General features: G+C 62.2%; 16 protein-coding genes and 1 tRNA gene. 11 read left to right on the top strand and 6 right to left on the bottom strand.

Features of this window, described 5'->3' with window-relative positions; all coding sequences use genetic code 11:
* Positions 1–309: 309 nt before the first annotated feature.
* Both DOM45_RS12095 and DOM45_RS12090 read right to left on the bottom strand, forming a co-directional pair.
* Positions 310–684 (bottom strand): DUF6482 family protein, encoded by a 375-nt coding sequence (locus tag DOM45_RS12095; RefSeq protein WP_110600847.1) that lies wholly within the window; start codon positions 682–684, stop codon positions 310–312.
* A gap of 15 nt (positions 685–699) precedes the next feature.
* Entirely contained in the window at positions 700–915 is a 216-nt protein-coding gene (locus tag DOM45_RS12090; protein ID WP_110600845.1) for a hypervirulence associated TUDOR domain-containing protein, read from the bottom strand.
* 181 nt (positions 916–1,096) lie between these two features.
* Between DOM45_RS12090 and DOM45_RS12085 the strand changes: the two genes are divergently transcribed.
* Positions 1,097–1,336 (top strand): hypothetical protein, encoded by a 240-nt coding sequence (locus tag DOM45_RS12085; protein WP_110600843.1) that lies wholly within the window; start codon positions 1,097–1,099, stop codon positions 1,334–1,336.
* 159 nt (positions 1,337–1,495) lie between these two features.
* Here DOM45_RS12085 and DOM45_RS12080 read toward each other — a convergent pair whose 3' ends face one another.
* Positions 1,496–2,266, bottom strand: coding sequence for a Crp/Fnr family transcriptional regulator (locus DOM45_RS12080; protein ID WP_342588723.1), 771 nt, complete (start codon positions 2,264–2,266; stop codon positions 1,496–1,498).
* A gap of 276 nt (positions 2,267–2,542) precedes the next feature.
* On the opposite strand from DOM45_RS12080, the gene DOM45_RS12075 reads away from it, so the two are divergent.
* Both DOM45_RS12075 and DOM45_RS12070 read left to right on the top strand, forming a co-directional pair.
* Positions 2,543–3,367, top strand: a complete 825-nt coding sequence (locus DOM45_RS12075; protein ID WP_110600841.1) for a manganese catalase family protein — start codon at positions 2,543–2,545, stop codon at positions 3,365–3,367.
* Between the two features lie 197 nt (positions 3,368–3,564).
* A complete protein-coding gene (locus tag DOM45_RS12070; protein ID WP_110600839.1) occupies positions 3,565–3,813 on the top strand; it encodes a DUF1654 domain-containing protein in 249 nt (82 codons plus the stop codon).
* A gap of 538 nt (positions 3,814–4,351) precedes the next feature.
* Here DOM45_RS12070 and DOM45_RS12060 read toward each other — a convergent pair.
* Positions 4,352–4,425 (bottom strand) — tRNA-Gly (locus tag DOM45_RS12060).
* A 621-nt stretch (positions 4,426–5,046) separates the two neighbouring features.
* A complete protein-coding gene (locus DOM45_RS12055) occupies positions 5,047–5,712 on the bottom strand; it encodes a GntR family transcriptional regulator (protein ID WP_162302621.1) in 666 nt (221 codons plus the stop codon).
* Between the two features lie 229 nt (positions 5,713–5,941).
* Here DOM45_RS12055 and DOM45_RS12050 point away from each other — a divergent pair, with 229 nt between their 5' ends.
* From DOM45_RS12050 to DOM45_RS20050, 8 genes are all read left to right on the top strand, one after another.
* Entirely contained in the window at positions 5,942–6,982 is a 1,041-nt protein-coding gene (locus DOM45_RS12050) for a 4-hydroxythreonine-4-phosphate dehydrogenase PdxA (protein WP_110600836.1), read from the top strand.
* A 118-nt stretch (positions 6,983–7,100) separates the two neighbouring features.
* Positions 7,101–8,114, top strand: coding sequence for a Bug family tripartite tricarboxylate transporter substrate binding protein (locus DOM45_RS12045; RefSeq protein WP_110600834.1), 1,014 nt, complete (start codon positions 7,101–7,103; stop codon positions 8,112–8,114).
* A 53-nt stretch (positions 8,115–8,167) separates the two neighbouring features.
* Positions 8,168–8,659 carry a tripartite tricarboxylate transporter TctB family protein gene (locus tag DOM45_RS12040; RefSeq protein WP_110600832.1) on the top strand — a complete coding sequence of 164 codons (492 nt, stop codon included), beginning with the start codon at positions 8,168–8,170 and terminating at the stop codon, positions 8,657–8,659.
* Positions 8,660–8,683: 24 nt separating this feature from the next.
* Positions 8,684–10,237 carry a tripartite tricarboxylate transporter permease gene (locus DOM45_RS12035; protein WP_110600830.1) on the top strand — a complete coding sequence of 518 codons (1,554 nt, stop codon included), beginning with the start codon at positions 8,684–8,686 and terminating at the stop codon, positions 10,235–10,237.
* Between the two features lie 15 nt (positions 10,238–10,252).
* Positions 10,253–11,689, top strand: coding sequence for an NAD(P)H-dependent oxidoreductase (locus tag DOM45_RS12030; RefSeq protein WP_110600828.1), 1,437 nt, complete (start codon positions 10,253–10,255; stop codon positions 11,687–11,689).
* Positions 11,686–12,663, top strand: coding sequence for a sugar phosphate isomerase/epimerase family protein (locus tag DOM45_RS12025; RefSeq protein WP_110600827.1), 978 nt, complete (start codon positions 11,686–11,688; stop codon positions 12,661–12,663). The genes DOM45_RS12030 and DOM45_RS12025 overlap by 4 nt, the downstream gene beginning before the upstream one ends.
* Positions 12,664–12,725: 62 nt before the next feature.
* A complete protein-coding gene (locus tag DOM45_RS12020; RefSeq protein WP_110600825.1) occupies positions 12,726–13,052 on the top strand; it encodes a hypothetical protein in 327 nt (108 codons plus the stop codon).
* Positions 13,053–13,074: 22 nt separating this feature from the next.
* Positions 13,075–13,299, top strand: a complete 225-nt coding sequence (locus tag DOM45_RS20050; protein WP_157958410.1) for a DUF4236 domain-containing protein — start codon at positions 13,075–13,077, stop codon at positions 13,297–13,299.
* A gap of 141 nt (positions 13,300–13,440) precedes the next feature.
* Here the strand turns inward: DOM45_RS20050 and DOM45_RS12010 are convergent, their stop codons facing one another.
* Entirely contained in the window at positions 13,441–14,136 is a 696-nt protein-coding gene (locus tag DOM45_RS12010) for an aspartate/glutamate racemase family protein (protein ID WP_110600821.1), read from the bottom strand.
* Positions 14,137–14,158: the final 22 nt, after the last annotated feature.

The following is a 14,158-nucleotide window of genomic DNA, read 5'->3' as shown; positions in this document are numbered from 1 at the left end:
TCGACTTCCCCTGCAATATCTGGAAAGAAGGGGATGAGGTGAAGAACCTCAAGATCACCCTTCCCATACATCGTGAATAGCTTCAGGGACCGACGCGGAACCGGCCACGAGGAAGATTTCTACTGCCTGGGCAACTCACATCGCCCTCCTCGCACCGCGAGTAGCTCTCCAGCGTTTCCGTGCGCTGCTGGGTCAGATCTCCCGGTATGTACGGGACAACGCCGAGCGCTGATCGCAGGCACGAAAAAAGCGCCCAGGCTGGGGCGCTTCACTCCCACGTTTACAACTGGTCAGGGTAGCTTGTCTTCATTACAGGGTCGCCTGGGCGTCAGCAGTCCCAACCGTCTCTCCGACAACTCCGATGGCAACGCTCAAGGGCGATGCATCCAGCGTAAGCGGGGTCTTGTGCGAGGTGCTGTAGGCCGTGTTGCCGACCATGATCGAACCGGACCGTTGCTGGACAAGGTAGAGCGGCAGTTTCTCGAGTCCTCTGACGTTGCGAAGCCTCTGCTTCGCGTGCCCCAGGGACCGGTCGCTGATCTGCCTTCCCTGTTCATCGCGAAGGGCAACGGCGTATCCTTCAGCGACGGCGCGGAAATGGAAGGACTGTGAGGTTACGGACTCGATGTGGAGCTCCGAGATCTGCCCGTCACGCGCAAGTTGTACAAATTTCGAGAATTTCATGGCACCCATCCTTGGCTAGGCTTTCTCGATTTCGGAATGCAGTTTCAACACCCTAGTACCGTCCTCCTGCTTGATCAGATACGCCGGCATTTGCTTGGTCCCTTTCCTCGTCACCTCGCTGCCCTGCAGTTTCCTGGTGACCTTCTCCTGGTACTTCCGGGTCACCTGACCTTCCGCCCAGTTGTCGCCCCACTTCCATTTGACCCACTCGCGCTGCTTGTAGTCCGACATGTCTGAAATCCATTTCCTGTACACAACATCAAATCTTGTACAGTTTTTCCCGTCATGCCATGATGCTTTCGTCGGCACGGATCGCCGACGGAAGGTCGGGCCTCGGGGCCCAGTTCAGGAGCATCTCCCAGACATCGACCGGTCAGGAAGACCGGCCAGCAGAAAGCCAAGGATGGCCATCATGAAACACGAGATTTCCTGCCCACGCTGCGGGCATCACGAAGCAGCCTCAAACGATACCGCCAGAGACTGGGACGAGATCAAATGCCTGGAGTGTGGCGAGTTCCTTGGCACCTGTGATCACCAATTCGCCTTCGCCTCACGCAACCACCGCATGCACACCCTGAGTCAGTCGCTGGAACTGCTTATCGAGCTGTCCCGCGATCAGGCGTGGACGCGGGCGGTAGCCTCCGCAGCTTGAACCGACACTCGCTTTCGTACTGTTCCCTTCGGCCGCTCACCATGAGCGGCTTTTTTCGTCCAGCCACCCATCGCATCACCGTCGCAGCCTTTCCCTCGGGCCTCGGGAAAAAAGGATCGACATCGTCGAGGTGCTCCCCGCCGCGCATCGCACTCTCCTTTACGCTGGTGCGTTCCTTTCGAGATGAAGGTAGGTGGGATCGAAGTCACCCGCCTCCTGGAGCTCGTCCCAGTCGAGCACGGTGATATGAGTTCGAGTCACCAGGAGAAGTCCCTGTTTGGCGAGCATCCCGTAGACTCGACTCATGTGGACTGAGCTGATGCCAAAGGCATCGGCCAGATTCGCTTGAGTGACTGGGAACTTGAAGGAGCTCCCTTCCGTAAGGCCCACGGCTTTGAGACGCATCATCAGTTCACAGACCAGATGCGCTACCCTTCCAAAGGCTTCACGCTGACCAATGTTGAGCATCCAGTCTCTGTATATGGCCGCGTCGATCAACGTCTCGCGCCACAGGGCGACCCCCAACCGAGGGTAGGTATCGCACACTTGCTGTATCTTCTCGTGGGGGATATAGCCCACGGTGCAGGAACTGATCGGAGCGAGGCCAAAATCCATCACCCCAAGGTGCAGGCTTTGAATATCGGGGATATCCCCCGGGACATGGATTGCCATGATCTGACGCCCGCCGTCGGACGTCAGTTTGTAGATGCAGGTAAAGCCCTCGATTACCACGCAGCACTGCGTGGGCCGCTCTCCCATGCGCACGATGTCGTGACCCGGTTCCAGCGAGGCTATCTCCAAGGGCAAATCTCTAAGCGCTCGGATCTCTTCATTCGACACGGGATGAATACTTTGCAGCCTTCGGATCAGCAAATCGTTCGGCGAAATTGAGCGGGTCATAAGCAAGTTCACATCAGAGGATTGGGCCAAGATAACTCCCTGAGAATAGCCGATGTTGTGCCTTTCGCTGTGAACGGCAGCAAGTCTCTCAGCTACGCGGTTCGGCCTTCTCGTCCTGCTTCACTCGCCGTGTCCTGGGCCCGAGCCGGGCCCAGGACAGGAGTTGACGTGAAGTAGCTCCTCCCTCGTGGAAGACAAAGCACCAATGGCACTCGAGCTTAACGTATGTTGGGAGCCTCTCCTCCGCATTGATTTAGCCTCACAGGGTGATCGCGATTTCGCGGTCCAACATCTGCGGAGAACATCATGTTCCAGCATTCATCGAAGCTTCAGTACCCCGTAAAGGTCGACGCGCCCGATCCCCAGTTCGCGATGCTTTTGCAGCAAGCGATCGGCGGGGTCGAGGGCGAGATCCGCGTTGCGATGCAGTACTTCTTCCAGGCCATGGGAGCACGCGGCGATGACCGCATCCGCGACTTGCTCATGTCGACGGCAACGGAAGAACTCTCGCACATCGAGATGCTCGGCCACGCCGTCGCGCTCAACCTGGAAGGTGCCCCAGTCTCCTATCAGGAGGAGTCGGCCAAGGACCCCATCATCAACGCGATACTCGGCGGCGCCAATCCGCGCCACCTGCTGTCGTCCGGGCTGTCGGCAATGCCGGTCAATGCCAACGGCGTACCGTTCGACATGAGCCATGTCTATGCGACCGGCAACATCGCCGCGGACATGATGGCCAACGTTGCTGCGGAATCCGGTGGCCGCGTCCTGGCCTCGCGGCTCTACAATTGGACCGACGACAAGGGCATGAAGGACTTTCTCTCGTTCCTCATCGCCCGTGACACCTATCATCAACAGCAGTGGCTAGCGGTGATCGAAGAGCTGGGCGGACTCGAGAAGAATTTGCCGATTCCAAACTCCACCCCCGAGGCTCACGAAGCGACAGAGCACTCCTACTACTACCTCAACACCCTGACCGACAAGAAGGCGCCTGAGGGGCGCTGGAACACGGGTCCGTCGCTAGACGGCCGAGCGGAGTACTCCACACGTCAGCAGCCGGAGCCGGAGGGCCAGGAGCCCTCTCTCGGCAAAGCGCGCAAAGGCTCTGGCGCCCAAAACGAACAGATGTAGTCTCTTACCTTCGGCCCATCGCCACGATGGGCCTTCAATCCTCTGTCCCCTAGCCCATTGGCCACAGGGATTAGCGGTTTCCGCTGGAGAATCTTCCTGAAGAGGGCCTGACTGTAAGCAATTCGAGCGACTTGCCTACTTGATGACTCTTGCCTGATACTGTACATATATCCAGCAATCTCAGGGAGCACGCTGTCATGTCCGCACAGTTCAAAGCCGCCGCGTCGTATCAGCAGTTGACCCGCCGCATCCAGCGACAGATCGCCCGGGCGCGCGATCGTGAGCAGTATGCTGTCACTGTCTACCGCTTCGACGAGGACGATCCCGTCGCCTGGGAGCGTATGCTCAACGAATTCGAGGAACTGGAAGACGTCTCGGTCAATCGTGTCGGCGCCGCCGAGGCGCTGGTCACCTGGAACGCGGCGGAAACGGAAGCGGCGTCATGACCACCTTTGTCGGTATCGTCCAGGCCGACCCGGGCGCGCCGCCCTACTCGAGCTCTCTCGCCACCGGCGAGGCCCGCGCGAGCTTGCTGCCGCCCGCGCAGGACTAGCTCGAGACGACGCCGGGTCCGAACGTCACACGATCGATCGCCTCTTGCGCCCGAGCACGGGCCCGCCGAGCCGATGGGCAGGGGTTGCCGCCGAGCCCCATCCAGGTGATCGGCCGGTGGCCGGCTCACTGGACCGAGCCCCACCGCTCCCCGCCAGAGGCGGCGATACGAAATAGTGGCGATCGAGATCGAGACTTTCGCGATACTCTCGAGATTCCGGTTCGAGCTTGGCGAGTGCGGTATCCGCCAGCGGGCGCCGCTCGAGCTGATCGCGTTTCACCCCAGCTTCCATGCATGGCTGAGACCTGGCCATACAAGAGGATCGTGGCTACCCGCGTTGATATCTGGACGTATTCGAACGGATTAGCCCAGTCACCGTGCGGGCTGGAGGGCGATAGAGGGATATTTTCGGACGTGTCTGATTACTGAAATGGAGCGGGTGAAGGGAATCGAACCCTCGTCTTAAGCTTGGGAAGCTTCTGCTCTACCATTGAGCTACACCCGCCACGGGCTAGATCGTAAGTCCGGGAACTTGGCCTTTGCAAGCCTGTATTTCGCTGCCGTCCATCCCGGTCGTGCATCAACGGCGGACAAGAGAGAGCCCGGCCCTCCTGAGGAAGACCGGACTCTCGATCAGCTTGCGCCTGGCCAGCTGACGGCCCGGGGGAGTAGCCCCCGATTCCCTGGCGCAGCCGTCCTTGGTGAATACCGTGATATCTTCCTTGGCCACCAGTGAAAAGCTCAATCGTCACGCCGTGGAAGGTACGAGTCTTCCAAGGGATAACCTTGAGACTGCACCAATAAAGAGGATTTTAAAATTAACGTGCGTTAATTATTAAGGGGTTGTTTAGTAGAGATTTGTAACGATAAAACACACTAACCGACTGAACAGGTAGTGGCGAAACGTAAGAAAAGGGATCGGGGACATCATTAATCAGCGTCAAAAAAATCCCCGACCGAAGTCGGGGAACCAAGGATCTACAACGAATCTCGATTTTATCTTCTCCCCTGGGAGGGAAATAGAGCCAATGATCTGATTTTTTTGTAAGACATTGCCGACAAAATAGAACTGCTCTTGTATATCTATCCCGCTTGTTGACATGATTCCGTGGCTTCAGCGCACCCGCTAGACGACGTCACGCACCCGCTCCCAGGCGTGCTCGAGATGCTCACTCAATGCCGTCACCAAGGCAGGCGCATCCCGTCGCTCGAGTGAGTCGATCATCGATTCATGCTCGGCAACGGCTGCCGCCCACTTCTCCTCGCCCTCGTGCCCGATGAATCGAACCCGCTTGAGTTTCGATTGAAGTGAACCATGAACCTGAACCAGCGAGTCATTGTGACTCAGCGCCACGATGGCGGAGTGAATGCGCTGGTTCGTCTTGTAATAGTCGAGCCGGTTTCCTTCGCGATAGTGATCCAGCATCTCGTTGTGCAGCGCGCGCACCCCCGCAATCTCCTCGTCGCTCGCTTCGGTACAGGCCAAGCGCCCTGCCAGCTCCTCGAGCGTACGGATCAATACCAGCATGTCCTGGATGTCCTTTGCCGAGAAACGTCGAACCGAGGCGCCACGCTGTGGCGTCAGTTCCACCAATCCCTCACTGGCCAGATAGCGAAGCGCCTCTCGTAGAGGCGTCCGCGAGACGCCGAGCCGTTCGCAAAGTGGACCTTCGTAGATCCGTTTCCCCGGCTCGAGCTCACCCTCGATGATCATGTCACGGAGATGGCTGGTGATCGCATCGTGAAGCGAGTGCCTGGCAATCGCGGAACGTGGCGATGTCGTGTCGGACATGGCTGATCTCTTCATGGGTAGGGAACCGTTGGTCGAAATAGGCGCCTGCAATGTCTCGATTCAGCCCTGAGCCGTCCCTGCGCGACCCGGCTCAGCCGAAAAGCGTGCTGACATCATACTGCGCTAGCCGACACCTTCACCTCAATACCAACGTATAATGTATACATTTTGGTTTTGAGCGCAATCTCCTCTCAAGCAGGCACTCCGCCTCGAAGAATCAGGAGATACCATGACGCCTTCATCATCGCGCAAAGCCGCGCCCGAGTTGCCGATCATCGCCCTGGCCATGGGCGATCCCGCCGGCATCAGCCCAGAGCTGACAGCCAGGCTGGCCGCAGACGAGACCGTCAAGCGAGCCGCACGCCTGGTCATCATCGGCGACCGTCGAATATTCGACGAAGGTGCCCGCACCGCCGGTCTCTCGCCGACGCTAGACTCGATCGACGAGCAGAGCCCGCTTGCCGATCTTGCGAGCACACCGGCATTTCTCGATCTTGCCAACCTGGCGCCGGAAGATGTCGATCCGGGCGAGGCGACTCCGGCCGGCGGTGAATTCGCTTCGGCCAACTTCCGTCACGCGCTCGCGCTGGCCCACGACGGTCGGGTCGACGCGGTCTGCTTCACGCCGTTCAACAAGAAGGCGATGCGCTATGCCAACCCCGGTTATGACGACGAGATTCGCTTCGTGGCGGATGCCATCGGCTTCGACGGCAAGGCTCGTGAATTCAATATTCTCGAATCGGTCTGGAATGCGCGGGTCACCTCCCACATCCCGCTGAAAGACGTCGCCGCCGCCCTGAGCCCGGAGTCGATCATCGACGAGCTGACGCTGACCCATCGCTGCCTGCAGCAGGCCGGGCATGACCGTCCGCGCATCGCCGTCGCCGGCCTCAACCCTCACGCCGGCGACGGCGGCAGCTTCGGCATGGAGGAGATCGACATCATCGAGCCGGCGATCCGGCGCGCCCGCGAACAGGGGCTGGAGGTCGAAGGCCCCTTCCCCGCCGACACCGTCTTCCTCCGCGCGGTGAAAGAGGGCTTCCACGCGGTACTGACCATGTACCACGACCAGGGGCAGATCGCGATGAAGATGATGGGATTCGACAGCGGCGTGACGATGCTCGGTGGTCTCCCGTTCCCGGTCTGCACGCCGGCTCACGGAACGGCCTATGACATTGCCGGTCGCGGCATCGCCGATCTGGGCGCCTCCCGACAGGCGTTGCTGCTCGCCGCGCGCATGGCTGACCAGGCACGCAAGGCGGGCGTCTGAAATTTCATCGCCGCGGCTTCCGCCAGTGGCGCTGAAAGGTAGTGGCAGGTCCGATTCGACACAGCTCACGAGCGTCACCGACAAGAGCAACAACGCAAGAACCGACAGGAGAAACGCCATGTACAAGCGCAACCCCCTTTCCGCCCATCAGCTCAAGCCTCTGGCCCTGTTCTTTGCCGCACTCACCGTCTCCGGGAGCGCGCTCGCCTGGCAACCGGAACGCCCCGTCGAGTTCGTGGTGACCTCCGGTGCCGGCGGCGGTACCGACACCTTCGCGCGCACCGTGCAGTCGATCATCGGCAAGCACAAGCTGATGGACAAATCGATCATCGTCTCCAACAAGGGCGGAGGCAGCGGCGCCGAGGGCTACGTCTATTCGGCCTCTTCCCCGGATGATCCCTACAAGCTGACGTTCGGCACCAACAACGAGTACCTGCTGCCCGAAGTCGGGGAAATGCCCTACGCCGCCGCCGACCTGCAACCGGTGGCGGCCATGGCCATGGACGAATTCCTGATCTGGGTGAACGGTGACGCCGACTACACCAGCGCCAAGGATTTCATCGATGCCGCCAAGCAGAACCCCGGCAAGATGCAGTTCGCCGGCAGCCAATCCAAGGACACCGACCAGACGCTGGTCAGCATGATCGAGGAAGCCACCGGCGCCGATTTCCGCTACGTGCCCTTCAACGGCGGCAGCCAGGCGCTGGTGCAACTGGCCGGCGGCCATGTCGACGCCAACGTCAACAATCCCAACGAGAACCTCGGTCAGTGGCAGGCCGGCATGGTCAAGCCGCTGTGCGTGTTCAGCCCGGAACAGCTTCCCAAGGGCGAGCCCGTCTACCAGGGCAAGGGCTGGGGCGATATCCCCACCTGCCAGTCCCAGGGTATCGATATCAGCGAATACCGCATGCCGCGGACCGTCTGGCTGCCGGCGGGCGCCCCCGAGGAGGCGGTGACCTACTACCAGGAGCTGCTCAAGAAGGTCAGCGAGACACCTGAATGGAAGGACTACACCACCCGAACCGTGCAGACCAGCCGCTTCCTGACCGGCGACGAACTCCAGCAGTACATCGATGACAACGCCAAGAGCGTCAAGAAGGTGTTCGAACAGGAAGGCTGGAACGCTTCCTGAGCCCATGCCGGCGGGCGGCCACTGGCGCCCGCCACGCCTCGGAGGGAATCAGCATGACCCACAACGGCATTTCCCGTTACAGCATGGAGATCGCCACGGCGCTACTGACCGGCGGGATCGGTCTCGCGATCTGCTACGGCGCCTGGCAGGTCGGTACCGGGTGGACCCCGAGCGGCCCGGACTCCGGTTACTTCCCGTTCTGGATTGGCGTGCTGGTCGTTGCCGGCAGCGTCGTCAATCTGCTGCGAACGATCGTCGGGCATCGCCACAAGGACGAGATATTCCTGGATGCCGCCCGGCTCAAGTCCCTCGCCCGATTCGTGCTACCGATCCTCGGCTTCGCCGTGATCTCGCTACTGCTGGGGCTCTATGTAGGGACCACGCTGTACGTGCTGTTCGCCATGCGTCTCCAGGGCCATTACGCCTGGTGGAAATCGCTGGTCAGCGGCGTGGCCATCAGCGTCTGCTTCTACCTGCTGTTCGAACTCGTATTCCAGGTGCCGCTACTGAAAGGCCCCCTGGAGCATGCGTTCGGCATCTACTAAGCGCCCGTTTCAGGGGATCGCACCATGAACAACCTATCGCTGCTGATGGATGGCTTTGCCACCATCCTGACCTGGAATCATCTGCTGATCATGGTGATCGGCGTGATGCTGGGCATGCTGGTCGGCGTGCTGCCGGGACTGGGCGCCCCCAACGGCGTGTCGTTGCTGCTGCCGCTGACTTTCACCATGGATCCGGTGTCGGCCATCATTCTGTTGAGCTGCATGTACTGGGGGGCGCTGTTCGGCGGCTCCACCACCTCGATTCTGTTCAATATCCCGGGAGAACCCTCGTCGGTCGCCACGACCTTCGATGGCTACCCGATGGCACGCAATGGCGAAGCGACCCGTGCGCTGACCCTGGCCTTCATGTCCGCCGGTCTCGGTGCGCTCGCTGGCGTGGTCATGATCACGCTGCTGGCCAGCTCGGTGGCCCAGTTCGGCCTGAAGTTCTCCTCGCCGGAGTACTTCGCGGTCTACTTCCTGGCGTTCTGCAGCTTCATCGGCATGAGTTCCAGCGCGCCCTCGAAGACACTGGTCTCGATGATGCTGGGACTGGCCTTCGCCACGGTCGGGATGGATAGCGTTTCCGGCGGCCTGCGCCTGACCTTCGGCATTCCCGATCTGGTCAAGGGCATCAGCTTCCTGGTCGCGGTCATGGGGCTGTTCGGGATCGCCGAACTCATGGTCACCACCGAAGAGGGCCTGAGCTTCAACGGTATCAAGAGCCGCATTCGGGTCCGGGACATCCTGCGCACCATGGCCGAGCTGCCGCGTTACTGGGCGTCGCTGGTCCGCAGTATCCTGATCGGGATCTGGATGGGCATCACGCCCGCCGGGCCGACCGCTGCCTCGTTCATGAGCCACGGCATCGCCAAGCGCTTCTCCCGGCACCCCGAGCGCTTCGGCAAGGGCGAGCCCAACGGTATCGTCTCACCGGAAGCGGCGGACCATTCCGCCGGCACCTCCGCGCTGCTGCCGATGCTGGCACTCGGGGTGCCGGGTTCGGCGACGGCGGCGGTGATGATGGGCGGATTGATGATCTGGGGGCTGACGCCCGGGCCGATGCTGTTCATCACCCGTCCGGATTTCGTCTGGGGCCTGATCGCCAGCATGTATCTGGGCAACGTGGTCGCGGTCATCCTGGTACTGGCGACGGTGCCGCTCTACGCCTCGATCCTGCGGGTGCCGTTCGCCATCATCGGCCCGGTCATTGTCGCGGTCATCTTCACCGGCGTTTACCAGGTCGCCAACTCCACCTTCGACTTCTGGCTGCTGCTGTTCTTCGCCCTGCTCGGCTATCTGTTCAAGAAGCTCGACTACCCGGTCGCCCCGCTGGTGCTGGCCATGGTGCTCGGTCATCGCGCCGAGGAAGCCTTCCGTCAGTCGATGGTAATGTCCGACGGCTCGTTGACCATCTTCTGGTCCAACTCGCTAGTCAGCACGATCATGGGACTCGGGGTATTGATGCTGGTGTGGCCGCTGTTCTCCCGCATGCTGGGGCTGAGAGGCTGGCGGCGACGGCTGCAGCGTCAGAAACCGCAGGCCTCGAAGCCGGCGACGCCCGACTCCCGCCCCTGAGACAAGGAAACAGCGATGCACCTCTCCCACTATCTCGATGGTGACGCCCCGATTCGCTGCTGCGTGATCGGCTCGGGTGGCTTCGGCCGCAGCTTCATCCTTCATTCCCGGCATCTGGAAGCCATGGAGGCGCGCGTGGTGATCGACCTGGACCCGGCGCTTGCGGCCAAGGCACTGGTCGACGCCGGTATCGAACCGGGCCGAATCCGGCACTGCCGGACGCCGGCAGAAGCCAGCCGTGCCTGGGACCGAGGCGACTGGATCGTCGGCGACCGGCTGGAGGCGGTGATCGAACTTCCCCTGGACGTCGTCATCGAGGCCACCGGTCACCCCGAAGCCGGCGCCCGCCATGCCGCGCTCGCGCTGGAAGCCGGCCATCATGTGGCCCTGGTCACCAAGGAAGTCGACAGCGTGGTCGGCCCCGGCCTGGCGGCCATGGCTCGCAAGCGCGGCTGCGTGATCAGCCCGGTGGATGGCGACCAGCCTGCGCTGGCGATCGGCCTGGTCAGTTGGGCCGAGACGGTGGGGCTGGAGATCCTCGCCGCTGGCAAGTCGAGCGAATACGACTTCGTCTTCGCCCCCTCGACGGAAACCCTGGCCAGCAACGGCAAACGCATCGACGTCCGCGGCTTCGGGGAGCGCTGGGATCTGCCCGAAGGCCTGGACAGTGAGGGTCACCGTCAATGGGTGGCGGATCGCGCTCGCCTGGCCGTTGATCTGCCGCAGCACGCGGTGCCGGACCTGTGCGAGATGGCGATCGTCGCCAACGCGACCGGCGTGATGCCCGACCGTCCCTCACTGCACTACCCCATCGCCCGTCTCGGCGAGATCGCCGAACTGTTCGTGCCGACCGCCGACGGGGGCCTGTTGACGCGGACACCGGCGCTGGAGGTCTTCCACTGCCTGCGGCGGCCGGACGAGTTCAGCCTTGCAGGCGGCGTGTTCGTGGTCGTGCGCGGCCATGATCGCACCAGTTGGCAGATGCTGGCCGAGAAAGGGCACCTGGTCAGCCGGCGCGGCGACAGCGCGATGCTGCCGCTACCCCGCCACCTGCTCGGGCTGGAAGCCGCCACCACCCTGCTGGAGATGGTGCGCCGCGGCGTTCCCAGCAGCGTCGGCCAGCCGCGACCCCATGTCGACCTGATCGCCGTTGCCGGTTCCAACCTGACCGAAGGCACCACGCTCACCGCTCACGGCCACCACCACAGCATCGATCACGTATCGTCGGCGCTGGTGCCGGCCAGCCCGCTCGGCGACGACGCGCCGCTGCCCTACTATCTCGCCGCCAACCGGGTATTGATGCGCCCGGTCCGCGCCGGCGAGCCCATTCGTCTGCGCGATGTCGCGATCGACGAAAGCTCATGGTTGTGGAAGCTGCGCCAGACCCAGGATTCGCTGTTCTTCGCCGACGCCATGACATCGACCCACGCCACTATCGAGACCCCCAGATGACCAACGACCTTGCCGACTGGCCCATCGCCGCCGCCATGCTGCCGTTCTCCAACCGTCTGCCGGATGGCTCGCCACTGCAGGCGGCCAGCGCCGAACAGTGGCACCCGCTGTTTCAGGAGATCGCCGAAGCCGGCTTCGACCACGTCGATCTCTCCGACAACTGCTTTCGCCCCGGCGACATGCAGAGCGACCAGCTGGACGCACTCGCCAGCGTGATCAAGTCGGCACGCCTGAAACCCGGCTCGATCTCGGTGGTGCGCTCGAGCGTGATCGACGAACGCCATGGCGACGACCATCTCGCCTACAGCCATCGCTCGCTGGAGGCCGCCGCCAGGCTTGGCATCGGCACCGTCTCGATCGGCCTGCATCGGCCATTGACCGAGGCCCAGCAGCGACAGCTCTGGTTCTGGACCGTGGCGGGTCACCGTGACGACCCCGACGATCGGGCACAGTGGCAAAAGGCGGTGACGCGGATCCGCGAACTCGGCCAGCACGCCGCCGAACTCGGTATCGTGCTGTCGCTGGAGATGTACGAGGATACCTATCTCGGCAGTGCCGACTCGGCGGTGGCCATGGTCGAGGAGATCGGCCTGGCCTCGGTGGGATTGAATCCGGATATCGGCAACCTGATCCGGCTGCACCGGCCGGTGGAGCCTTGGCTCGAGGCCATGCGCAAGGTGCTGCCGTGGTCGAATTTCTGGCATGCCAAGAACTACATGCGCGACGAGGACACCGAGCGAGACCATTATGTCGCCTTCCCCGCACCGATGGAGAGCGGCCTAATCAACTATCGCCAGGCGATGAAGCTCGCCGTGGAAGCCGGCTTTCGCGGCGTGATCTGCCTGGAGCATTATGGTGGCGACGGCCTCAGCGTCTGCGCCGCCAACCAGCGCTATCTACGCGAGCGGGTCCTGCCCGCCTGTCGCCATGTTACCCCGGGCGCCAGTCGGGTCAGGCAGCCGCGCAGGGACTGACGCGCCACCATGCACCTCGTGGGCAACTATGCTGATGCCAACCGCTTGCCCACGAGGTCGACATGAACACCAGCCATCTCGAACACGCCATCATCGCTGTCGCCTTTCAATGCCTGCTATGGCCGTTGGTCGGTCGCTGGGTAGGCGGTTCGCTGATCGTCGCGGTGTTTCTCGGGCGCGAGATCGCCCAGCACGAATATGCCGGTGGAGGACCCAATGCGGTCGGCTACTTCTATGGACTGGTTCACCACTGGTCGCCGGACTCGATTCTCGATGTACTCTCCCCCGCGGCCGCCTGCATCCTGCTGGCGCTGGTCGTCCCCGGCAGCCCGCTGTGGCGAGCGCGGCAGACCCGCCGAACGAATGCCGCCGATCGCAGTCAACCATGAACAGATTTCCAGGAGATCTCCCATGGGACTTCGTTTCCGCCGCATGCTGCGGCTGGCACCAGGCCTGCGGATCCGGCTCGACAGCCAAGGCCCGACGCTCTCGATCGGCCCCCGCGGCGCCAACCTGAATATCAGTCGCCGCGGCGTTCACAGCCATGCGGGCATTCCCGGATCGGGCATTTACCACCGGCAGGCTTTATGGAAAAGAACATCACGAACGGGAAAGGCGGACAAGAAGCGGCGTTAGCGGATGGGCATCGAAAAAGCCCCGGCCCGAAGGCCGGGCAAGTACGCAGGGGATAGTCCCCGGCGCCATTATCGATCGGCGGGCACACTTCATCAGGCTGAATTGTCTCGTCAATCCGGGGGAGATTGCGCTAGCGACCGGCTACTCACCCAGGGCAAATGCAAGCCCCATGTCGACATGCAGCGCGGTCGTGTCGTAGAGCGGCAGGTCGCAATCCTGCGGCCGAAGTAGCAAGGCGATTTCCGTGCACCCCAGAATCACGGCCTGCGCACCCTGCTGCTGGAGCCTGGTGACGATATCCCGATACGCCTGCCGCGACGGCTCGGTGATGACACCCTGGACCAACTCCTCGAAGATGATGCGATGAACGCTGTCCCGATCTTCCTGGGACGGTACCAGGCAGGAGATGCCATGCTCGTCGAGCAGCCGGCCTCGATAGAACTCCTGCTCCATCGTGAAGCGCGTCCCCAGCAAACCGACCTGCTCGACGCCATCGGCACGCAATCGTGATCCGGTGCCATCGGCAATGTGGAGAAAGGGGACGCTTAGCGCCGACTCGATCGCGTCGGCCACCTTGTGCATGGTATTGGTTGCCAGCAACAGGCACTCCGCGCCGGCGGTCTCGACCTGACGGGCCGCCAACGCCAACTTCTCCCCGGCCTCGTCCCAATCGCCACTCTGCTGCAGCGCCTCGATCTCGGCAAAGTCGACGCTCACCATCGCGATCCTGGCCGAGTGATATCCGCCGAGGCGCGCTCGCACGCCTTCGTTGAGCATGCGGTAGTAACTCTGGGTGGACTCCCAGCTCATGCCGCCCAGTACACCGATGGTTTTCATCCCGATCCCCGCTTGGCCTCTC

This window comes from Salinicola lusitanus, from assembly GCF_003206045.1.
In the GTDB taxonomy this organism is placed as follows: domain Bacteria; phylum Pseudomonadota; class Gammaproteobacteria; order Pseudomonadales; family Halomonadaceae; genus Salinicola; species Salinicola lusitanus.
This window is presented reverse-complemented; position numbering and strand designations above follow the sequence as displayed.